This window comes from Serratia sp. 2880STDY5682894 (assembly GCF_001537385.1).
GTDB lineage: Bacteria > Pseudomonadota > Gammaproteobacteria > Enterobacterales > Enterobacteriaceae > Serratia > Serratia nevei.
Genome location: NZ_FCJA01000002.1, coordinates 49,152 through 69,055 on the forward strand (window position 1 = coordinate 49,152; position 19,904 = coordinate 69,055).

15 protein-coding genes, 6 tRNA genes and 1 other RNA gene are annotated in these 19,904 nt (G+C 54.4%); 6 read left to right on the top strand and 16 right to left on the bottom strand.

Going from position 1 to position 19,904, the window contains the following annotated elements; genetic code table 11:
- Window positions 1-104: 104 nt before the first annotated feature.
- Entirely contained in the window at window positions 105-1,691 is a 1,587-nt protein-coding gene (locus AWX27_RS05010) for an ABC transporter substrate-binding protein (RefSeq protein ID WP_060419867.1), read from the top strand.
- 28 nt (window positions 1,692-1,719) lie between these two features.
- Here AWX27_RS05010 and AWX27_RS05015 read toward each other — a convergent pair whose 3' ends face one another.
- From AWX27_RS05015 to AWX27_RS05055, 9 genes are all read right to left on the bottom strand, one after another.
- Complete coding sequence (locus tag AWX27_RS05015) at window positions 1,720-2,526, bottom strand: ABC transporter ATP-binding protein (RefSeq protein ID WP_049272132.1); 807 nt, start codon at window positions 2,524-2,526, stop codon at window positions 1,720-1,722.
- Window positions 2,527-2,543: 17 nt separating this feature from the next.
- The gene (fepG, locus tag AWX27_RS05020) at window positions 2,544-3,581 is read right to left on the bottom strand and encodes an iron-enterobactin ABC transporter permease (RefSeq protein WP_060419869.1); all 1,038 of its coding nucleotides are present in this window, start codon (window positions 3,579-3,581) and stop codon (window positions 2,544-2,546) included.
- The gene (gene fepD / locus AWX27_RS05025) at window positions 3,581-4,636 is read right to left on the bottom strand and encodes a Fe(3+)-siderophore ABC transporter permease (RefSeq protein ID WP_060419872.1); all 1,056 of its coding nucleotides are present in this window, start codon (window positions 4,634-4,636) and stop codon (window positions 3,581-3,583) included. The genes fepG and fepD overlap by 1 nt, the downstream gene beginning before the upstream one ends.
- A gap of 214 nt (window positions 4,637-4,850) precedes the next feature.
- Entirely contained in the window at window positions 4,851-5,858 is a 1,008-nt protein-coding gene (gene fepB / locus AWX27_RS05030; RefSeq protein WP_060419877.1) for a Fe2+-enterobactin ABC transporter substrate-binding protein, read from the bottom strand.
- A gap of 203 nt (window positions 5,859-6,061) precedes the next feature.
- Window positions 6,062-6,185: non-coding RNA, RtT sRNA (locus tag AWX27_RS05035), on the bottom strand.
- 75 nt (window positions 6,186-6,260) lie between these two features.
- Window positions 6,261-6,336: transfer RNA gene (locus AWX27_RS05040), tRNA-Lys, on the bottom strand.
- Window positions 6,337-6,343: 7 nt separating this feature from the next.
- A tRNA-Val gene (locus tag AWX27_RS05045) sits at window positions 6,344-6,419 on the bottom strand.
- Window positions 6,420-6,457: 38 nt separating this feature from the next.
- Window positions 6,458-6,533, bottom strand: a tRNA-Leu gene (locus AWX27_RS05050).
- Window positions 6,534-6,562: 29 nt separating this feature from the next.
- A tRNA-Val gene (locus AWX27_RS05055) sits at window positions 6,563-6,638 on the bottom strand.
- Between the two features lie 294 nt (window positions 6,639-6,932).
- Here AWX27_RS05055 and gltX point away from each other — a divergent pair.
- Entirely contained in the window at window positions 6,933-8,348 is a 1,416-nt protein-coding gene (gltX, locus tag AWX27_RS05060) for a glutamate--tRNA ligase (protein WP_033643946.1), read from the top strand.
- A gap of 66 nt (window positions 8,349-8,414) precedes the next feature.
- On the opposite strand, the gene AWX27_RS05065 is transcribed toward gltX, so the two are convergent.
- Window positions 8,415-9,200, bottom strand: a complete 786-nt coding sequence (locus AWX27_RS05065) for a formate/nitrite transporter family protein (protein ID WP_047730144.1) — start codon at window positions 9,198-9,200, stop codon at window positions 8,415-8,417.
- Between the two features lie 308 nt (window positions 9,201-9,508).
- Here AWX27_RS05065 and AWX27_RS05070 point away from each other — a divergent pair.
- Both AWX27_RS05070 and AWX27_RS05075 read left to right on the top strand, forming a co-directional pair.
- Window positions 9,509-9,584, top strand: a tRNA-Ala gene (locus tag AWX27_RS05070).
- A 60-nt stretch (window positions 9,585-9,644) separates the two neighbouring features.
- Window positions 9,645-9,720: transfer RNA gene (locus AWX27_RS05075), tRNA-Ala, on the top strand.
- 125 nt (window positions 9,721-9,845) lie between these two features.
- Here the strand turns inward: AWX27_RS05075 and AWX27_RS05080 are convergent.
- From AWX27_RS05080 to AWX27_RS05095, 4 genes are all read right to left on the bottom strand, one after another.
- Window positions 9,846-10,820: a fimbrial protein gene (locus AWX27_RS05080; protein WP_060419880.1), complete on the bottom strand. Its 975-nt coding sequence runs from the start codon at window positions 10,818-10,820 to the stop codon at window positions 9,846-9,848.
- 136 nt (window positions 10,821-10,956) lie between these two features.
- On the bottom strand, window positions 10,957-13,428 hold the full coding sequence (locus tag AWX27_RS05085; protein WP_060419882.1) for a fimbria/pilus outer membrane usher protein: 2,472 nt from the start codon (window positions 13,426-13,428) through the stop codon (window positions 10,957-10,959).
- Between the two features lie 22 nt (window positions 13,429-13,450).
- A complete protein-coding gene (locus tag AWX27_RS05090) occupies window positions 13,451-14,128 on the bottom strand; it encodes a fimbrial biogenesis chaperone (RefSeq protein WP_060419886.1) in 678 nt (225 codons plus the stop codon).
- A gap of 65 nt (window positions 14,129-14,193) precedes the next feature.
- On the bottom strand, window positions 14,194-14,724 hold the full coding sequence (locus AWX27_RS05095) for a fimbrial protein (RefSeq protein ID WP_060419889.1): 531 nt from the start codon (window positions 14,722-14,724) through the stop codon (window positions 14,194-14,196).
- A gap of 470 nt (window positions 14,725-15,194) precedes the next feature.
- Here AWX27_RS05095 and AWX27_RS05100 point away from each other — a divergent pair, with 470 nt between their 5' ends.
- Window positions 15,195-16,259, top strand: a complete 1,065-nt coding sequence (locus AWX27_RS05100; RefSeq protein WP_060419892.1) for an FAD-dependent oxidoreductase — start codon at window positions 15,195-15,197, stop codon at window positions 16,257-16,259.
- Window positions 16,260-16,526: 267 nt separating this feature from the next.
- Here AWX27_RS05100 and AWX27_RS05105 read toward each other — a convergent pair whose 3' ends face one another.
- Entirely contained in the window at window positions 16,527-17,714 is a 1,188-nt protein-coding gene (locus tag AWX27_RS05105) for a NupC/NupG family nucleoside CNT transporter (RefSeq protein WP_004936373.1), read from the bottom strand.
- 377 nt (window positions 17,715-18,091) lie between these two features.
- Between AWX27_RS05105 and AWX27_RS05110 the strand changes: the two genes are divergently transcribed.
- Window positions 18,092-19,327 (top strand): Nramp family divalent metal transporter, encoded by a 1,236-nt coding sequence (locus tag AWX27_RS05110; RefSeq protein WP_033635427.1) that lies wholly within the window; start codon window positions 18,092-18,094, stop codon window positions 19,325-19,327.
- A 41-nt stretch (window positions 19,328-19,368) separates the two neighbouring features.
- On the opposite strand, the gene AWX27_RS05115 is transcribed toward AWX27_RS05110, so the two are convergent.
- Window positions 19,369-19,779, bottom strand: coding sequence for a DUF2502 domain-containing protein (locus AWX27_RS05115; protein ID WP_060419895.1), 411 nt, complete (start codon window positions 19,777-19,779; stop codon window positions 19,369-19,371).
- Window positions 19,780-19,904: the final 125 nt, after the last annotated feature.

Sequence of the window (19,904 nt, forward strand, 5' to 3'; positions counted from 1 at the left end):
TGCGCGCCTGCCCGTTTTTATGCGCGGAATTTGTCCTTTACTTCGCTAACTGCATGATTTATTGCTATCCGTTGGGCTGTTTTTTCACCACTGGGGATAGCGCAATGAAAAGAAAAGCAATAACGATCGGGCTGCTGGCGTTGGCGATTGCCGGCGGCGCGCGGGCCAATACGCTGGTCTACTGTTCCGAAGGCTCGCCGGAAGGCTTCAACCCGCAGCTGTTCACCTCCGGCACCACGGTGGACGCCAGTTCGGCGGCGATCTACAACCGGCTGGTGGACTTCAAACCCGGCACCGTCGAGCTGCAACCCAGCCTGGCGGAAAGCTGGGAAGTGAGCGAGGACGGCAAGCGCTATACCTTCCACCTGCGCAAGGGCGTGGCATTCCAGAGCAATAAATATTTCACGCCTACCCGCGATTTCAACGCCGATGACGTCATCTTCTCGTTTATGCGACAAAAGGACGCCAACAACCCGTATCACAAGGTCTCCAACGGCGCCTACACCAACTTCGAGTCGATGGAGTTCGGCACGCTGATCGACCGGATCGTCAAGGTGGACGATCACACCGTGCGCTTTGAGCTCTCCCGCGCCGAGGCGCCGTTCGTCGCCGATCTGGGCATGTACTTCGCCACTATTTTTTCGGCGGAATATGCCGACGCGATGCTGAAGGCCGGTACGCCGCAGCGGGTGGACAACGATCCGATAGGCACCGGGCCGTTCCAGCTGGTGCAGTACCAGAAGGACGCGAAAATCCTGTACAAGGCGTTCGACCGCTACTGGGAAGGCAAACCGAAGATCGATCGGCTGGTGTTTTCGATCACGCCGGATGCGACGGTGCGTTACGCCAAGCTGCAAAAGAACGAGTGCCAGGTGATGCCGTTCCCCAACCCGGCGGATCTGGCGCGCATGCGGCAGGACGGCAACCTTCAGGTGATGGAAAAATCCGGCTTGAATATCGGCTTCCTGGCGTTTAATACCCAGAAAAAACCGTTGGATAACGTCAAGGTACGCCAGGCGTTGGCGCTGGCGGTCAACAAGCCGGCGATCATCGAGGCGGTGTTCCACGGCGCCGGCCAGCCGGCCAAGAACCTGCTGCCGCCGACCCAGTGGGGCAGCAACGCGCAGCTTGAAGACTACCCGTATTCGCCGGAGCGGGCGAAGCAGCTGTTGCAGGAAGCCGGGCTGGGGCAGGGGTTTGACATCGATCTGTGGGCGATGCCGGTGCAGCGGCCCTACAATCCCAACGCCAAGCGCATGGCGGAGATGATCCAGGCCGACTGGGCCAACATCGGCGTGCGCGCCAAGATTGTCACCTTCGAGTGGGGCGAATATTTGCAGCGGATTAAAAACGGCGAACACCAGACGGCGCTGATGGGCTGGACCACCGCCAACGGCGATCCGGACAACTTCTTCGGCCCGCTGTTCACCTGCGCTTCGCTCGGCGGCTCCAACTCGGCGAAATGGTGCTACAAACCGTTCGACCAGCTGATCCTGCAGGCGCGCGAGGAGAACGATCACGCCAAGCGGGTGGCGATGTACCAGCAGGCGCAGGTGATGATGCACGATCAGATGCCGGCGCTGATGATCGCGCACTCGACCATTTTCGAACCGGTGCGCAAGGAAGTGAAAGGCTACGAGATAGACCCGTTCGGCAAACACATCTTCAAGCAGGTGTCGTTGGAGAAGTAACGAAAAGGCCGGGGTAACCCGGCCTTTTTCATGCCTGCGGCGCGTCGCAGTGGTAGCGGCCGCGCGGGATCACCAGCGGGGTGTGGGACAGCGGATCGTCGATGATCATGCACGGCATGCCGAACACCCGTTCCACCAGCTCGGCGGTGATGATTTCCGCCGGGTTCCCCTCCGCTACGATCTTGCCGTCGCGCATGGCGATGATGTGATCGGCATAGCGACAGGCGTGGTTGAGATCGTGCAGCACCGCGATGAGGGTTTGGCCGTGCTCGCGGTTGAGCTGGCGGAACAGATCCAGCAGCTCGATTTGGTGCGCGATGTCCAGATAGGTGGTCGGTTCATCCAGCAGCAGCAGCGGTGTTTGCTGCGCCAACGCCATCGCCACCCAAACGCGCTGGCGCTGCCCGCCGGACAGCTCGTCGACGCTGCGGTCCGCCAACTGGCTGACGTTGGTGGCCGCCATGGCGGCTTCCACCGCCTGTTTGTCGGCCTGCGTCCACTGTTTCAGCAGGCTCTGGTGCGGATAGCGGCCGCGCGATACCAGGTCCGCCACGGTAATGCTGTCCGGTGCGATCGAAGTTTGCGGCAGCAGCCCAAGCTCGCGCGCCAGCGCCTTGGTGGCGAAGCTGCTGATGTTTTTGCCGTCCAGCATCACCTCGCCGGCGCTGGGTTTCAGCAGACGGCACAGGGCGCGCAGCAGCGTCGATTTGCCGCAGGCGTTCGGCCCGACGATCACCGTGAAGGCACCGTCGGGGATCGCCACGCTCAGATCGTCAGCGATGATTTTATTGTCGTAGCCCAGCTTCAGGTGCGAGGCGTGCAGGCGGTGGCTCATGGCGTTATCACTTTTCATTATCTGCGGGCCTCACGGATGAGCAGCCAAATCAGGTACAGGCCGCCGATGCAGACGGTCACGACCCCGACCGGCAGTTGGATCGGCGCAAAAAGATGTTGGGACACCACGTCGGCGCCGAGCAGCAGCGTCGCGCCCATCAGCGCCGAGGACGTCAGGGTGACCGAGGATTGTCCGGCCAGGCGGCGGGCGATCTGCGGCGCCGCCAGCGCGATAAAGGAAATCGGCCCGGCGGTGGCGGTGACGGCGGCGGTGAGGGTGACGCCGAACAGCATCAGCCACAGCCGGCTGCCTTCGGCGTTCACGCCCAGTGCGCGCGCCGTGTCGTCGCCCATTTCCAGCAGCTGCAGCCGTTTGCCCATCAGCAGCGCGGCCGCGGCCGCCAACACGATGAACGCCGTAGCGGGCTGGGCTTTCTGCCAGGTCATGCCGTTGAGTGAACCGGCCTGCCACATGGCGGCGTCCATGGCGCGCTCCAGCGAGGCGGTGATGATCAGCCAGGTATTGGTGGAGACCAGCACCGCGCTGATGGCGATGCCGACGATGATCAGCCGGAAGCCGGCGATGCCCTGGCGCCAGGCCAGCAGGTAGATGGCCAGCGCGGAGAGAATGCCGCCGGCCAGCGCACCGCCGGCGATGTAGTAATAGCCGCCGTTGAACAGGGTGATGGCGATCAGCGCGCCGGTGTAAGCCCCCATGTTAAAGCCAATCACGTCCGGGCTGCCGAGCGGGTTGCGGATAATCGACTGGAAGATGGCGCCGCTCATGCCGAGTGCGCCGCCTAACAGCAGCGCCATGGCGATACGCGGCAAGCGCCATTGGGTAACCACGGTGACCAGATTTTTCGGCGCCTCGCCGCTGAGCGCGGCAAAGACCTGTTCCAGCGAAAGCTGCAGCGTGCCGTAGCACAGCGCGGCAACGGCCATTGCCAGACACAACGCCAGCAGCGAAAGATTGACCAACAGCAGGCGCAGCGGCATGCGCCAGTTGATGACGCCGTCTGGGCGGCCGATATGCAACGTGTGGGGCAGACTCATCACAGACCCCCCAGCGTTTTCTTGCGGCGCACCAGCCAGATCAGCACCGGCGCGCCGATGAAGGCCGCCACGATGGAAACCCGCAGCTCACCGGCCGCCAGCAAACGGCCGACCACGTCGGCGCACAGCAGTAAAATCGGCGCCAGCAGCATGGAGTAGGGCAGGATCCAGCGCTGGTCGGGGCCGACCCACCAGCGGGCGATATGCGGCACCATCAGGCCGATGAAACTGATTGGGCCGACGGTGGCGGTCGCCGCACCGCACAGCAGCGTGATGGCGATCACCGCGACGACCTGAGTCAGCACCACGCGCGCGCCGAGCGCGATAGCCAGGTCTTCCCCCATGCCGATGGTATTCAGCGGCCGGGCGATGAGCAGCGTCAGCAGGCAGCCGAGCAAAATGGCGGGGGCGGTAACCGGCAGCGTGGACAGCGTGCGGATATCCAGCGTGCCGGCCTGCCAGAAGCGCAGTTGGTCGAAGGTTTGCGGATCGATCAGCGACAGCCCGGTGGTGATGCCGAGCAACACCGCGCCGATCGCCACGCCGGCCAGCGTCAGCCGCACCGGGTTGATGCGCCCGCCCGCCAACGTGCCGATCAGGTAGACCAGCAGGGTGGTGAGGGCGGCGCCGACGAAGGCGTAGGCCATATAGCTTTCGGTGGTGGCCGCGCCGAAAAACATGATGCCGATGACCACGGCGAAGCTGGCGCCGGCGTTGATGCCGAGCACGCCGGGATCGGCCAGCGGATTGCGCGTCAACGCCTGAATCAGCGCGCCGGCGGCGCCGAGCGCCATGCCGGCCAAGATGCCCGCCAGCGTGCGGGGTACCCGGGCGTTGAGAATGATGGTGCTGTCGGAACCGCTCGCGGCGCCCTGCAGGCTGAGCCAGACGGTATGGAAGGGGATGGCTTTGGAACCCAGCATCAGGCTGGCAATGATGCACAGCAGCAACAGCGCCAAGCCGATACCGAACCCGGCGATGCGTTTGAAGCCACTGGCGTAAGCTGCGTGCGGTGCGGACGAAAGCGTCCGCTCAGTCGGAGTGGGTACGTTCACACCGGTAACTCCTGTATGATTTTTATTCTCATTGTTATTTGCGTTCATGCGGGCGCTAATAGTAGCACGAGTTTACGCCCGCATGCACCCGCCGGTTGGTGGCGCAGGTGCGTTGACGATGTTAATAACTATTGATATTTCAATTGATTGAATGTGAACGGTTGCCCTGTTTATGGCAAACGTCGGCAGGAGGTTGGCCTGCCGACGGCGTGGTTCAGGGCTTTTTGAACAGCCGTTCGATTTGGTTCAGCATGTTGGTGGCGCTGTAGTAATCGAGACGGAAAGTGTCGTTGCCGACGGCGTAGACGTGCCGCTGTTCCACCGGCTCCAGATGTTTGAGGAACGGGTTGGTCAGCACCTCTTGCACTTTACGCTCGTTGGTGGCGAACAGGATCAGCGTCTTGCCGTTCAGGCCCTCGGCCATTTTTTCGCCGGAGATCTGGATGATGTCATGGCGTTTACCCATGCTGGCATTGCCTTTGGCGCTTTCCGGTGGGGTGGCCAGTTGGAAGCCGAGCTGGGTCAGCAGTTTGCCCTGGGCTGACCCCGGCGTCCACAGCATGGCCTCGCGGCCGTTGTCGGCATACACCAGCGGGGTGGTCGGCTGCGGCGGCAGCGCGATCGCCTGCTTCACTTGCTCCACGCGCTGTTCGAAACGATCTTCCGCCTGTTTGGCGCCGGCTTCATGGCCGGTGATCTCGCCGAGCTCGCTGGCCAGCTGTTGCCAGCTTTTGTCGCCATAATCGAGCACCAGCGTCGGCGCAATGGCGGACAGCTGATCATACAGTTTCAACGCCGAATCCCCGCCGGTTGCGGCGACGACGATCAAATCCGGCGCGGCGGCGGCGACGGCTTCGGCATTGGGCTCCACCTGATACAATCGTTCGACGTGGCGCTGTTTGGCTACCTCGCTCCACTGGGTAAAGAAGCCTTGTTTATCGGCCACCAGAGGGTTCGGGCTGGTGGCGCCGCTGGCGACCACCGGGGCGTCGATAGCCAGCAGCGTGCCGGTGATGGTGACGCTGGTGGACACGATGCGCTGCGGCGGTTTTTCCAGCGTGAACTTCCCTTTGGCGCTGTCGATGGTGCGCGGCCAACTGCTGTCGGCAGCGGGGGCGGACGGTTTCTGCCCGTCGCTCTTGTCGTCCGGGCCGCAGCCGCTGAGCAGCAGGCTGGAAGTGGCGATAAATGCAATGAACAGCTGGCGTAAGGATAGGGTCATGAGCGGGCTCTTTCTTTCCTTGAACTAAGGCGTATCAATCCGGCGGCGGATTGGCTGCGTGGTGGATGCCCGCTAATTTACCATTCAAGCCGCCAAAATGATAACCATTCGTATCTTAGCGTGTGGTGAATAGAGAGAATAAGAAGAAGGGGAAGTGAGTGCGACAGAAACGAAAAAAGCGCCAAAAGGCGCTTTTTCCTGAATGTGGGGGCGTGCAGGATTGATTCGGCCTGTGGCCTCACCCTGCGGGCAACGCTGCGCGTTGTCGTATCGCTGCGCGATGCTCGAACCTCTACGGTTCTTCATCCTGCACGACTCGGTAAACTATGCCTGCGTGAAGATGAAGTCAGAGGTGGGTGGCGCAGAAACGAAAAAAGCGCCAAAAGGCGCTTTTCTCTGAATTGGTGGGTCGTGCAGGATTCGAACCTGCGACCAATTGATTAAAAGTCAACTGCTCTACCAACTGAGCTAACGACCCGCAGAAGTGGTGGGTGATGACGGGCTCGAACCGCCGACCCCCTCCGTGTAAAGGAGATGCTCTACCAACTGAGCTAATCACCCACTTCAGGACTTCCAGGTACTGCTAAACGAGAGAATGATGGTGGGTGATGACGGGCTCGAACCGCCGACCCCCTCCGTTTAAAGGAGATGCTCTACCAACTGAGCTAATCACCCTCATTCGTTCTCATTTTTACTCAACAAGATGGTGGGCGATGACGGGCTCGAACCGCCGACCCCCTCCGTGTAAAGGAGATGCTCTACCAACTGAGCTAATCGCCCCGTCTTGTTGGAGTCGCATTATAGGGATAGTTCAAAGTGAGTCAACGGTTTTTAAAATGATTTCAATCGTTCGCCGCAAATTTAGGCAGGGCGCGATAATTATCGCCAACGGCGCCGATTCTTTGCGCAACGCTATGCGAAACTCGCCGCAAAACGCGCGAAATCGACCGGTGCAATATCGTGTCGGCGTTGAGGAATTAGCGCGTGGTGATACAATGTCGTCCACTCTTTTTTCAATTCCGAGCAATCGTCGGCAACCGCCGACACGCGTTGCGTAATAAGGCAGTGAACCCAATGAAAATCAAAACCCGTTTTGCACCAAGCCCGACCGGCTATCTTCACGTCGGCGGCGCGCGTACCGCACTTTACTCCTGGTTGTTCAGCCGCCATGCGGGCGGTGAGTTCGTTCTGCGTATCGAAGATACCGATCTGGAACGCTCCACCCAGGACGCGATCGACGCAATTATGGATGGCATGAACTGGTTGAACCTGGATTGGGATGAAGGCCCGTATTTCCAGACCAAGCGTTTCGATCGTTACAACGCGGTCATCGACGAGATGCTGGAGCAGGGCACGGCCTATAAATGCTATTGCTCCAAGGAACGTCTGGAAGCGCTGCGCGAGAAGCAGATGGAAAACGGCGAGAAGCCGCGTTACGACGGCCACTGCCGCGACAGCCAGTGCAGCCACACCGACGACGAGCCGCACGTGGTGCGCTTCCGCAACCCGCAGGAAGGCTCGGTGATCTTCGACGATAAAATTCGTGGCCCGATCGAATTCAGCAACCAGGAGTTGGACGATCTGATCATCCGCCGCACCGACGGTTCGCCAACTTATAACTTCTGCGTCGTCGTCGATGACTGGGACATGGAAATCACCCATGTGATCCGCGGCGAAGACCACATCAACAACACCCCGCGCCAGATCAACATTCTCAAAGCGCTGGGCGCGCCGGTGCCGGAATACGCGCACGTGTCGATGATCCTCGGCGACGACGGTAAAAAGCTGTCCAAGCGTCACGGCGCCGTCGGCGTTATGCAGTACCGCGACGACGGCTATCTGCCGCAGGCGCTGCTGAACTATCTGGTGCGCCTGGGCTGGTCCCACGGCGATCAGGAGATCTTCTCCATCGATGAGATGAAAGAGTTCTTCACGCTGGAAGCGATCAACAAATCCGCCAGCGCGTTCAACACCGAGAAGCTGCAGTGGCTGAACCACCACTACATCAACCATATGCCGGCGGAAGAAGTGGCGGTGCATCTGGCATGGCACGTTGAGCAACTGGGCATTGAAACCCGCAACGGCCCGGAACTGAAAGACATCGTCAAGCTGCTGGGCGAGCGTTGCAAAACGCTGAAAGAGATGGCGGAGTCCTGCCGTTACTTCTACGAAGACTTCAGCGAGTTCGACGCCGACGCGGCCAAGAAACACCTGCGCCCGGTGGCGCGTCAGCCGCTGGAAGCGGTGCGCGCCAAGCTGGCTGCCATCACCGTCTGGACGCCGGAAAACGTGCACGACGCCATTCAGGGCACGGCGGATGAGCTGGGTGTCGGCATGGGTAAAGTCGGCATGCCGCTGCGCGTTGCGGTGACCGGCGCCGGCCAGTCGCCGGGCATGGACGTGACCGTGCATGCGATCGGCCAGAAGCGTTCGCTGCAGCGCATCGACATGGCGCTGGCTTACATCGCCGAGCGCGAAGCGCAAGCCTGATTCGCTGATACGCCATAAAGAAAAAGCCCCGTGGAGCGATCCCGGGGCTTTTTTCATGGCGATGCGTCAGGCTTGCTCGCTAGCCGGCAGCCCCGGGCGGTAGGCGAGGAAATACATCAGCCCGACAAAGCCGGCGCCTCCCAGCGCGTTGCCGAGAAATACCGCGACGAAATTGGGCAGATACTGCTCCCAGCCCATGCCGCCGGCAAAGATGGCCGCCGGGATGATGAACATATTCGCCACCACGTGCTGGAAGCCGATGGCGACAAAAGCCATGACCGGGAACCACATGCCGATCACTTTGCCCGGCACATCCTTGCTGGCGAAGGCTAACCATACCGCCAGGCACACCAGCCAGTTGCAGCCGACGCCGGAAATAAAGGCGTGCAGGAAGTCCGCATCCACTTTGGCCTGCGCGATCGCCAGCGTTTTATGCAAGAACGCACCTTCGGTCAGGCCCAGCAAATGACCGAAGAAGTAGGCGACGGCCAGGCTGCCGGCCAGGTTGGCCAGGGTGACCCAAAACCAGTTACGCAGCACGGCGATGGCGGGGATTTCGCGGGCAAACCAGGCCATCGGCAAGGTCATCATGTTGCCAGTCAGCAGTTCGCCACCGGCCAGAATGGTCAGGATCAAACCGATAGGAAAGACCGCGGCACCCAACAGGGCGCCGAAAGAGCCCCATTCGGCCGGCAGGGTGCCGATGACGTGAATATCCAGCAGAAAGCCGGTGGCGATAAAAGCGCCGGCGAGAAAGCCCAGAATCAACAGATTAGCGAGAGGGGCGCGGCTTTTGTTTACCCCGGCCTGAACGGCGAGGGCGGCGATTTCTTTTGGTGAATGCAAAGACATGACGGACTCGGTTTATAGTAATGAAGTTTGTGGCGCGGGCAGTCTATGCCGCTCGGGAGTCCGACTCAAGCGCATTTCACTAACATTCCGTTAATTAAAAATCAACGTGATATGCAGGGTCTTTTGCCATTTTGAGATGTAGCGCGCAAAATGGATGAACTCTGCACAAAGTGATGATTTTTTGGCGCCAAACATGCTGATTTGGCGGCTTTTTCAACGCTTGATTCAGGAATTCAATTTAGCCGTTGACAGCTTTGAGCGGGTTTCATATTATGCGCCCCGTTCACAGCACAAAGTGATTGTGGAACGGGGCTATAGCTCAGCTGGGAGAGCGCTTGCATGGCATGCAAGAGGTCGACGGTTCGATCCCGTCTAGCTCCACCAACCTTCTTCTCAGAGAGGTTGGGGAATACCGTAACGCCGGTCAACGCGTACCACTTTTTTGGGGCTATAGCTCAGCTGGGAGAGCGCTTGCATGGCATGCAAGAGGTCGACGGTTCGATCCCGTCTAGCTCCACCACCATTTGAAAAGCCGACCTTAGGGTCGGCTTTTTGCTTTATGCGTGCGTCTAATGCTTGCCTGACGCTTGGAAAAATGACTCTGGCTTTTCGATAGCTCGGAGTTATGCCGCCAGCTCACCAAAACTAGCGATAGGATACGGTGAACTGCGCCACGGCATTGACTTCTCCCGGCGTAACTTTTTCTTCCGTTTGATAATATTGCACGCTGAGCGGGATTTCGTTTATACCTACCAGCGTCTGGTTTAGCATGCCGGTTTTCGTCCCCAACTCAAAGGGAATGCCGTTACGCAGTATCTGCAGACCAACGCCGGTGGCCGCCTCTTTTGATGGGATAACGGCCAATACCTGACGATTGCCATTAACCATGTCACCGCGTATCTCCAGATCGACTTTAGTGTTGACATTGCACTCCATCGCGATGTTAAAAGGGGTATTTCCCGCCGTGGCCCCTATACCAGAGAGCGTCCGCCGGTTGATTTTTCCCAGAAAAACCTGTTTCGACGGCGTGCTGAGGCGGCAACCTTCCACTGCGATATTGACGGCAGGAAAATAGGTCTCACCCAGCCGTCTGGCGTTGGTTGCTCTCAAGCAGGTATAGTTAAAGGAGAAAGGGGAAAGTGCAGACATGGCACCAGATTGTATGTCGCCGGTCTTGACCAGATAATATTTGAAGTTTCCGCCAAGAACATAGTTCACGGGTGTATTACGCGGCGCATAAATATCCCAAAGCCCCGGTTGGTCATTGAGCGACATGGCAATGCCGACCCCCTGCCAACCAGTCTGATAGACGGGAATACCGTGGTATTGTAATGCTGTCGCACTCAAGTGGGTATAGGCTTGCAACACCAGATCGCCGGGTTCGCCAAAGGAGAACTGTATGGCATTAGCCAACAGCCTGACGGAAAAGTAAGATTCCCCACGACCGATAAGATCGCCGACTTTAGCGTCTGCCGGGACGGTAATGCCGGATTGCTCGATTTTTAGCGGATGATGCCATATCGCATAGCAATCGCCTTCACTTTGGGCTGAAAAGGAAAATAATAAGGCCAGGATGCCAGCGATCCTGGCTATAGCTGTTGTTTTAAATAGTGTTGGCATATTCACTTTTCCTATTAGATATTGCTCGTACTGTGCATAGCGTTATTTTTACCATGTTATATGGCGGTATTGGCCGGAAAAACTCTGCGATTTTATCCTGCATGTAACGCAATGTGCTTTTATCGATAATTCAATGCTATTTACATATCATATTGAGCATTTTTATTTTTGATTCAGACTCTTTAGCTGTAATAACATAACTGCCTTGGCAGCGTTGCTTCCCCTCCCAATGAACCAACACCGTTCCTGAGTCAGGCATGCCGCTCATATAAACGCTATTATCATTTCCTACGATCCCCGTCGTTTCGTTTTCTCCCTGCAGCGTAGCGACGGCGCCGAATGGGATTGCGTCGGTATTGTGTTGCAGCTTTAAGATGATTCTATTGCCGATGTTAGATTTAAAGTGGGCAGCTACAACAGCGCCTTTGGTCGGGATGACAATCTTGCTGTTCTTTGCTATTTCAACGTCATCGCCAAAGCTTTGCGGATTTAAGGCAATCCGATTCTTATGATAACTGCTGATGTAAGGTACTACCGCATAGCCACGAGAGTCAGTTTTGACGCCGACACTGTTAATCACTTCAATATTATGGGCATTGGGTACTTTAACTAAAGCAACGGTATCACCCAGCGATTGCGATAATGTAATGCCGTTGCCATGGACGATGGCGCCGCCGCGTAGGCTGTAATTAACCCGCTGAATATTTTGATCAAAGCTGTATCCGGCCCCGACTTCACCATACCCGCCGCGATAGTAAGCGGAGCCGTTGCCGGAGGGGCTGGATCTGGTGCTGCTTTGTGAGGCCGAGACGTTATAACTGAGCTGATTATTTTCAAGAGCCGTTCCGCTTAGACCCAATTGCTGATTGAACTTGCCCTTGCTGTTCTTGCTGGCGGTATAGTTAGCCCAGCTGTTCGATTGCCATTTGTTCAGCGGGATCTGAACGTTAAGTGTGGCAATTTTGTCGGGTTTATCCGTATAAGGGCCGCTATTGTAACTCAAAGCAAGATTGTAGCTAATGCCACGCTGACTGGTTGAAAACCCAAGCAGAAAATTCTTCTCAACGCTGCTGTTATGCCAGTAGTTCTGTTGATAACCGTTGAGGTAGAAACTACCGAAATCGCGAATGGGTTGGTTAATATTGAGTACCAGCTTGCTTCTTTTTATGTCACGCGCAAGCCACTTTTTCTCAAGGTTGGTATTCATCTCGCTAAATTCAGAAAAGTTTAAATAACCCGATGTCGAGTATCGATATCCTGCAAGCGTGAAGTTCGTGCCCGTGGTTTCAAGGTTTTTTGCGTACTGGAGCCGATATTGTTGCCCCGAACGGGCAGTGCCCGTAATGAGCCGGCTTTTAGTATGGGTGACATCGGCTGAAAATGATCCGAGCTTTTTCAAGCTGCTGCCGATGCCGGAAGAGATTCCCTGGTGTTTTTCTGAGATGATTGCGCCCCCATAGAGCGTTTTATCGTCTCTAAGACCATAAATTAATGACTGCTGAAGAAATTTATATTTAGATTTATCGTGTTGCGCAGTGCGGTACTCGCCTAGCGTTAATTCATTTTTTTTCATGCCTTCTCGCAGCATGATGGGCACTGCGGAAAAGGGTTGAAAGAAACTGCGTTCTGAACCATCTGCCTCCTTGATGATTACTTGCAGCCCACCGCTGGAAGTGGTGGGGTAAATATCTGTTATTTCAAAACTTCCTGCGGGAACATGAGTTTGATAAATGATGTAGCCATTTTGCTTCACAATGACTTCGGCATTGCTTTGCGCGACGCCTCGCACCGTGGGGGCGAAGCCCCGTTGGCTGTCAGGGATCATTGAGGGGTCGCTCGCGAGTTTCAGGCCGCGAAATTGAAAGCTGTCAAAGACGTCGCCAGAGGTTGAACTATCACCCACGGTCAAAGTGCTTTTGCTGTCTCTAAACCCTCGCTCAGCATAGGAATTGATGCTTTTCCATTTGGTGCTGTTTTGGCTTGAGTAGGTGGAGTAGTTTCTCAATCGCCAGGCACCGAAGTTTGCACCGCTGCGCAGGTTCAAATATTGATTGTCACCCGTTTTCGCATTCCCATGTTGCCAAGACTCGGTGCCGCTGAAGCTGTAATCCATCAGGAAGGCGTTTATGCCATCATCCCAAAGCGTCGGGTTTACCCAATCCCGCGGCTGATTTTTAAGATAAGCCTGAGGAATGTTTAAGTCTAATCTTTGGCGATTGAAGTCAAACTTTGCGTAGCTACCCGGAATCATCTCATTGATAGGGTGAGCGGCTATGCTGTTTTCGCTCGTCGTTACTTTCAATGTGTCAAGTTGGATGCCGAAATTTTCAAGATCGTTTCGATGGATGCGAGGTTGCAAAGCACCGGCAACGCGGAAAAACTCCACTTTTTGATTAACAAAAAAAGCGTTGTTCAAATAGATATCCACCCAATACTCACCAGGCAATTGATCGCTCGGATTGTTGAAATGGGATAAGTCAGCAACTTTCTGATAATTTCTGTTTAATGCAGAAGGCTCAAAGTAGTCCTCTGCCAGTGCAACCGGTGAGGATAAAAAACAGAAAAATAGCACCGACTTTTTGTTGTTGGCGATACTTGGCATAATCATCTTTGCATCCCTTTACATGTTGTTATAACGATGCTTTTATTTCCTGGGTTACGCCTCCATAGTCGTTAATGGCTTGCCATTTTATTTCAGAGCTGCGTATTCCGTTTGGTATGGCCCATTGTTTTTTACTTTTTGGTGCGACCATGTCGGCTTCCTTAAGCTCTTTTCCGCCAACAACGAGAGAATAAAATGAGACATAAAACGGCGTTGGATTACTCACAGTCAACATGTTTTTTTCTCGTGAGAATTTGATTTTTTTGTATGCGTCACTTGCCTCTTTTTTTGACAGGGCGCTGGGCCGGTAGATTATTTTTATTCTGTTTTGTACGGTGATGAGTAGTTTATTTTCCTTGTTTCTTTTCGTTGATGGTATCGATCTTACGCTAAGCCAATATACAGTTTCTTCATGCTGTGGCAAAAGCTTGCCGGCATGGATGATTCTAATAATATTATCCTGTTCCGGTTCCAACCTGAACAATGGCGGGGTAACAATGAATGGGACTTCACTGCTATCCTCGGGACGGAAATTTTCTGCCCAGGTTTGGATGAGTACCGGTGAGCTGCTGTCTTGATTGCTTACTGAAATATTCGATTCTTTCTTATTTTCCTCATAAATAACTCGCGTTCCTCCCAAGGTTACGCTGGCGACAGTATTAAAAGAAAATAATAGCAGAAAGTAAAAGATTCTTTTTTTAATCATCGTTATTCCCGTGGGTGTTTTAATTATCTGGCCGGCGTTGTTACCGGCCAGATAAGAGGGCTTTATTAATTATATGAGATGCTGAATTGTGTCGTGGCATTTGCCGGGCCGACGGTAACCGTGCCGGATGTAGACATATATTTTGCGACATAAGTAAAGACGTTCCTGATGTCTTTTTGCACGCTTTGCGCATTAGAGAATGACGCCACTGGTATTTGCGTTGTGCCATCGGCCTCATAGAGCGCAACGCCGATGCCTGTAGCGGCGTTAGTTTCTTTATTGAGCGACAGCAGAGTTGTGTTGCCATCTGCGTAAATACCATCGAACTTGATAGACGCTTTTTTGACCGTGTCCGGACAACTGACTAAGGCGATATTGAATTTTGTCGGTAGCGCTGTATCGCCAATGCTTCTAAACGCTTTGGCGCTGACATTGCCCATTGGGATTGTCTGGTTGGCACTGCCCGCCTCAACCGTGCAGGTTTGGTCGGTCACCGTGCCGGTAAAGTTTATAGTACCGTCTGCGGCGTATGATGCAGATGATATGACTAGAGAGGCTCCTGCTAACAGCATGGTTATCTGGGTGCGTAATTTCATATTCTCTATCCTTTTATAACTGTATGTAAATCATAGTTTTTTAAATCAATCCCTATGCTTCTTGAATACGCGATAAAACTCCATTTTTCAGGTGATTGATGCTTGAAAATGTGTGTTAGTTTGAATTTGAAAGCTGCAATTATCACTTTTACTGGTTTTTAATGCTGTCAGATGATTTTTCTCCGGCCGCTATTTGTTAACGAAATTTAGTCTATATGAAAAAAATTTATTCAGTGGTAAAGATCATAAAAAGCGCTATTTTCAGAGTTAAATTCTATATTTATAGTTTTTTATGCTATTTGTTTGAGTGTGTATCCTGAATTTAAGCAATCCTAATAGTTTGATCCTCTGATTAATCTTGTGATTGTTAATGTGCTAATTAATGTTGGTGATGGGTATGTGTTGACATTGATATTGTTTTCTTGATGAAACTATTGTCATTGTTTCACCATCGTTGGATGAGGTTATCCATGAAAAAAAATAAAAATATCGCAATTGTTGGTGGTGGCGGGGTAACGGCGGTGATGACGGCCTTAGCCTGTGCGAGGAAAGGGATCTCCGTTGATTTTTTTCTCGATGAGATGGATTACGATGAGTTCAAGACCTCTTTGGGTAGCCATTGTCTATGGCGAAGCGTTCATGAAGATAATCTGCGCCTGAGTCGATTTGCGGCCCAGTCTCAATGGATATGGGAAAAATTTATTCTGGCCTCTAGCGGTGAGTTTGGCCGAAAAGAAAGAATGGTACGCGTGGTTGAGCGTGCGGAACTCAACCAACTGATAAAATTGTATGAGCTGTATAATTTACCCTATGAAGTGAAAAACTGTGGTGATGATGAATCAATTGTATTGCCACCTTTCCTTGATTGTAAGAATAAATTTGTCTTCGTGAGTTATGATTCTATTTTGCTTAACGTTGCTGAAATATTTTCATATTTTAGTGATGAATTGGCATTTTTCACGAGTGTGAATGTTTTCAGAAATAAAAATATTGGTGGATTAGGTAGCATTGAAGGCGGTGTGATTTTTGTTGACGAAAAGAAACATCTGTATGATATCGTGGTTAAGTTTACAAATGATTTTAAAATCAATGAGATGAATTCTTTCGAGACCGTAGGTGTCGAGGCTAAAACGATTTTTAAAGACTTTTATCTGTCAGACACCATCGGTCATTTAACACAGCCCATATGGATTTCTGAAAATGAGTTTAATATATCGCTCGTACCCTCTGTCGATGGACGTGTTATCAGGGTTGGCATGGATGTTCACTTCCCCCAATCGGCAGAGGTATTGGTGCGGAATTTAAACATTGATGCTTATTTATCAAGAAGTAAAATTGACTTAATGTCCAGTTCGATATTTTCAATTAGCTCATGTGGCGTCTCTTCTGAAGATGCCAGGTCAGTGATTCCATGCTGGACAGTCAGTGATGACAATAAAAAGATAGTCGTCGTTGAAAGTGTGGACTCCTACTACAATGCCTCACCTGCTGTTGCGGAGGAGATCACTACGCTATTAACGCTGATTATCAACTGATTGTTTGTTTTATGGCGTGCGCACAGCTAAATGCAACACCGTATGGCGTATCAAAAGCGTTCTGTTGTAAGGACAAAAATCGACCTGTTCTGACTACGCAGATTGTTGCCATAGCCATTCCATTTTATGCAGAAGCATTATTATTGGGGGAAGTTTAGCCGAGCGACGAATGCTTATTTTCTGTCAGCATGCGCCAGTGCAGACGGCCAGGATACAGGCATAGAAAAGGCGCCCGCAGGCGCCTTGTTATCGCAGTCGGTTCGAGGCTTAGCCCAGTACCAGACCCGCGATGGAAGCGGACAGGATGCTGACCAGCGTAGAGCCGTACACCAGTTTCAGGCCAAAGCGCGACACCACGTTGCCCTGGTGTTCGTTCAGACCCTTGATCGCACCGGCCACGATGCCGATGGAGGAGAAGTTGGCGAAGGACACCAGGAACACCGACAGGATCCCCAGGCTGCGCGGCGACAGTTCGGCAGACACTTTCTGCAGCTCCATCATTGCCACGAACTCGTTGGAAACCAGCTTGGTGGCCATGATGCTGCCAACCTGCAGGGCTTCGTGTTTAGGAATCCCCATGATCCAGGCGAACGGGTAGAAGAAGTAGCCGAGGATTTCCTGGAAGCTCAGGCCGAAGATGGCGCTGAACACACCGTTGAGCGCGGCGATCAGGGCGATGAAGCCGATCAGCATCGCGGCAACGATAATCGCTACTTTGAAGCCGGCCAGGATATATTCACCCAGCATTTCGAAGAAGCTCTGGCCTTCGTGCAGGTTGCCGAGGTGCAGCTCTTCTTCTTTATTGGTGTCGTACGGGTTGACCAGCGACAGCACGATAAAGGTGCTGAACATGTTCAATACCAGCGCCGCCACCACGAACTTGGCGTCCAGCATGGTCATGTAGGCGCCGACGATGGACATGGACACCGTAGACATCGCGGTCGCCGCCATGGTGTACATGCGCTTTTCCGACATCTTGCCCAGGATATCCTTGTAGGCGATGAAGTTTTCGGATTGGCCCAGGATCAGCGAGCTGACGGCGTTGAACGACTCCAGCTTGCCCATGCCGTTCACTTTCGACAGCACGGTACCGATAATACGGATGATGAACGGCAGCACCTTGATGTACTGCAGAATACCGATCAGCGCCGAAATGAAGACGATCGGGCACAGCACCTTCAGGAAGAAGAACGCCAGGCCTTTGTCGCCCATGCCGCCGAATACGAAATCAGTCCCTTGTCCCGCAAATCCGAGCAGTTTGTCAAACAGCGCGGCAAATCCTTTTACGAAGCCCAAACCCGCTTCCGAATGCAGGAAAAAGTAGGCCAGCAGTACTTCGATAACCAGTAGTTGAATAACATAGCGAATGCGGATGCTTTTACGATCGCGGCACACCAACAGGGCCAGGATCGCCACCACCACTATCGCCAACGCAAAGTGCGCAATATGGGACATGTTTGCTCCAAATTTGAGGCAGGCTGAATTTCGGCTGTCATTTTATGTAACGCTACGTTTAAAAACGAGACTTCTATTGCAAATATGGAAAATCATAGTGGGAGTTCTCCTAAAGTGTTGCGCAAAAGCATAAAAAATCAAGATGTTAAAGCAGCAATAGGAAATTCGTATTCTTGTGCTAACCTGTCTTTCAGGGGTATTGCAGCCCAAATCCCATCAGAAAAGCACGGAAATCGGCAAGCTCCGCGCTGAACCCTTCGATAAAACCGTTAATGTTGGCTATTACAGAGATAAGTTTTACCGCTCTAAATGCGCTTGATAATTATTATCATTTATATAGAGTGGAGATAAACGTAATTTCAGTAAGGGTTCAACATATGCTGAACAGTCGCGTGGTTGAAACCACCTCCGGGCGCTCCGCCAGAAAAATCAAACTCTCGCTGATGGGGCCCGCCTTCATCGCCGCTATCGGTTATATCGATCCCGGTAACTTCGCCACCAACATCCAGGCCGGCGCCTCGTTCGGCTACAGCCTGCTGTGGGTGGTGGTTTGGGCCAACGTGATGGCGATGCTGATCCAGCTGTTGTCCGCCAAGCTGGGCATCGCCACCGGGAAAAACCTGGCCGAGCATATTCGCGATCGCTTTCCGCGGCCAGCGGTGTGGGCCTATTGGGTGCAGGCGGAGATCATCGCCATGGCGACCGATCTGGCCGAGTTTATCGGCGCGGCGATCGGCTTCAAGCTGCTGCTCGGCGTTTCCCTGTTGCAGGGCGCAGTGCTGACCGGCATCGCCACCTTTTTAATCTTGATGCTGCAAAAGCGCGGGCAAAAGCCGCTGGAGCTGGTGATTGGCGGCCTGCTGCTGTTCGTCGCCGCCGCTTATATCGTCGAGCTGGCGTTCTCCCAGCCGCAGCTCGCGCCGCTGCTGAAGGGCATGGCGCTGCCCGATCTGCCTAACGGCGATGCGGTATTTCTGGCCGCCGGGGTATTGGGCGCCACCATCATGCCGCATGTGATCTACCTGCATTCGTCGCTCACCCAAATCGGCGGCGAGCACGACAAGGCGGAGCGCTATGCCGCCACCAAAGTCGATGTCGCCGTGGCCATGACCATTGCCGGTTTCGTTAACCTGGCGATGATGGCCACCGCTGCCGCCGCGTTTCATTTCAGCGGCCACAGCGGCATCGCCGATCTCGATGTGGCTTACCTGACGCTGCAACCGCTGCTCGGGCAAGCCGCTGCTACCGTGTTCGGCCTGAGTCTGGTGGCCGCCGGCCTCTCCTCTACCGTGGTGGGCACGCTGGCGGGGCAGGTGGTGATGCAAGGGTTCGTGCATTTCCATATCCCGCTGTGGCTGCGGCGCGCGGTGACCATGCTGCCGTCGTTTATCGTCATCATGCTGGGGATGGACGCGACGCGCATTCTGGTGCTGAGCCAGGTGCTGCTCAGCTTCGGCATTGCGCTGGCGCTGGTGCCGCTGCTGGCTTTCACCGGCAATCGGGCGCTGATGGGGGAGATGGTCAACGGCCCAGTGGTGCAAAACCTGGGTAAGCTGATCGTGCTGGTGGTGGTGGGATTGAACGGCTATCTGCTGATCGGCAGCGTGCTGTAGGCAAAAAAAGCGCGGGCCGGCATGGTGCCGGCCCGTCGTCGTTAATCGCGGTCGTCATCGCCGTGGCGGCGCCAGCGATCGCGATCGTGATCGTGGTGGTGCTTTTTCTCTTTCTTCCAGTAATGCTTGTCGCAACGGCGGTCGCATTTGTAATAACGGCCATCGCGAGAGTAGTAGTATTTGCGCCAATAGTCGCGATCGCGCCAGCGATAGCCGTCCCAGTAATAGCCACGCGGGCTGCGGTCGCCGAGATAGCGGCCCTGATGGCCTTGCCACCAGTCACGATCGCGCCAGTCGTAACCGTCCCAGTAACGGCCGCGATTGTCCTGATCGCCGATGCGCAATGAAACGCCCGGCATCAGATCGATGCTGAGCCCTTCGGCGTGAGCCTGCTGTACGGCGGGCAACACCGTCGCCGCCAAGATGGCAGCCAAGAGCAGAGGTTTAAACATGACTTCTCCTTTCCGCTTGCGCGGCCTGGCCGTTAATCACTTTATGAAGCGCGTTCATCAGTTTAAAAAGCGGCCTTATCGTTATTTTTGCTGCAATATCGGCATCATAGCGCCGGCGCATAGGG

What these genes read in the sequence shown, in the direction of transcription:
- AWX27_RS05010 (WP_060419867.1), top strand. Translation starts at nt 105, where the DNA reads ATGAAAAGAAAAGCAATAACGATCGGGCTGCTGGCGTTGGCGATTGCC.
- AWX27_RS05015 (WP_049272132.1), bottom strand. Translation starts at nt 2,526, where the DNA reads ATGAGCCACCGCCTGCACGCCTCGCACCTGAAGCTGGGCTACGACAAT.
- fepG (WP_060419869.1), bottom strand. Translation starts at nt 3,581, where the DNA reads ATGAGTCTGCCCCACACGTTGCATATCGGCCGCCCAGACGGCGTCATC.
- fepB (WP_060419877.1), bottom strand. Translation starts at nt 5,858, where the DNA reads ATGACCCTATCCTTACGCCAGCTGTTCATTGCATTTATCGCCACTTCC.
- gltX (WP_033643946.1), top strand. Translation starts at nt 6,933, where the DNA reads ATGAAAATCAAAACCCGTTTTGCACCAAGCCCGACCGGCTATCTTCAC.
- AWX27_RS05065 (WP_047730144.1), bottom strand. Translation starts at nt 9,200, where the DNA reads ATGTCTTTGCATTCACCAAAAGAAATCGCCGCCCTCGCCGTTCAGGCC.
- AWX27_RS05080 (WP_060419880.1), bottom strand. Translation starts at nt 10,820, where the DNA reads ATGCCAACACTATTTAAAACAACAGCTATAGCCAGGATCGCTGGCATC.
- AWX27_RS05085 (WP_060419882.1), bottom strand. Translation starts at nt 13,428, where the DNA reads ATGATTATGCCAAGTATCGCCAACAACAAAAAGTCGGTGCTATTTTTC.
- AWX27_RS05090 (WP_060419886.1), bottom strand. Translation starts at nt 14,128, where the DNA reads ATGATTAAAAAAAGAATCTTTTACTTTCTGCTATTATTTTCTTTTAAT.
- AWX27_RS05095 (WP_060419889.1), bottom strand. Translation starts at nt 14,724, where the DNA reads ATGAAATTACGCACCCAGATAACCATGCTGTTAGCAGGAGCCTCTCTA.
- AWX27_RS05100 (WP_060419892.1), top strand. Translation starts at nt 15,195, where the DNA reads ATGAAAAAAAATAAAAATATCGCAATTGTTGGTGGTGGCGGGGTAACG.
- AWX27_RS05105 (WP_004936373.1), bottom strand. Translation starts at nt 17,714, where the DNA reads ATGTCCCATATTGCGCACTTTGCGTTGGCGATAGTGGTGGTGGCGATC.
- AWX27_RS05110 (WP_033635427.1), top strand. Translation starts at nt 18,092, where the DNA reads ATGCTGAACAGTCGCGTGGTTGAAACCACCTCCGGGCGCTCCGCCAGA.
- AWX27_RS05115 (WP_060419895.1), bottom strand. Translation starts at nt 19,779, where the DNA reads ATGTTTAAACCTCTGCTCTTGGCTGCCATCTTGGCGGCGACGGTGTTG.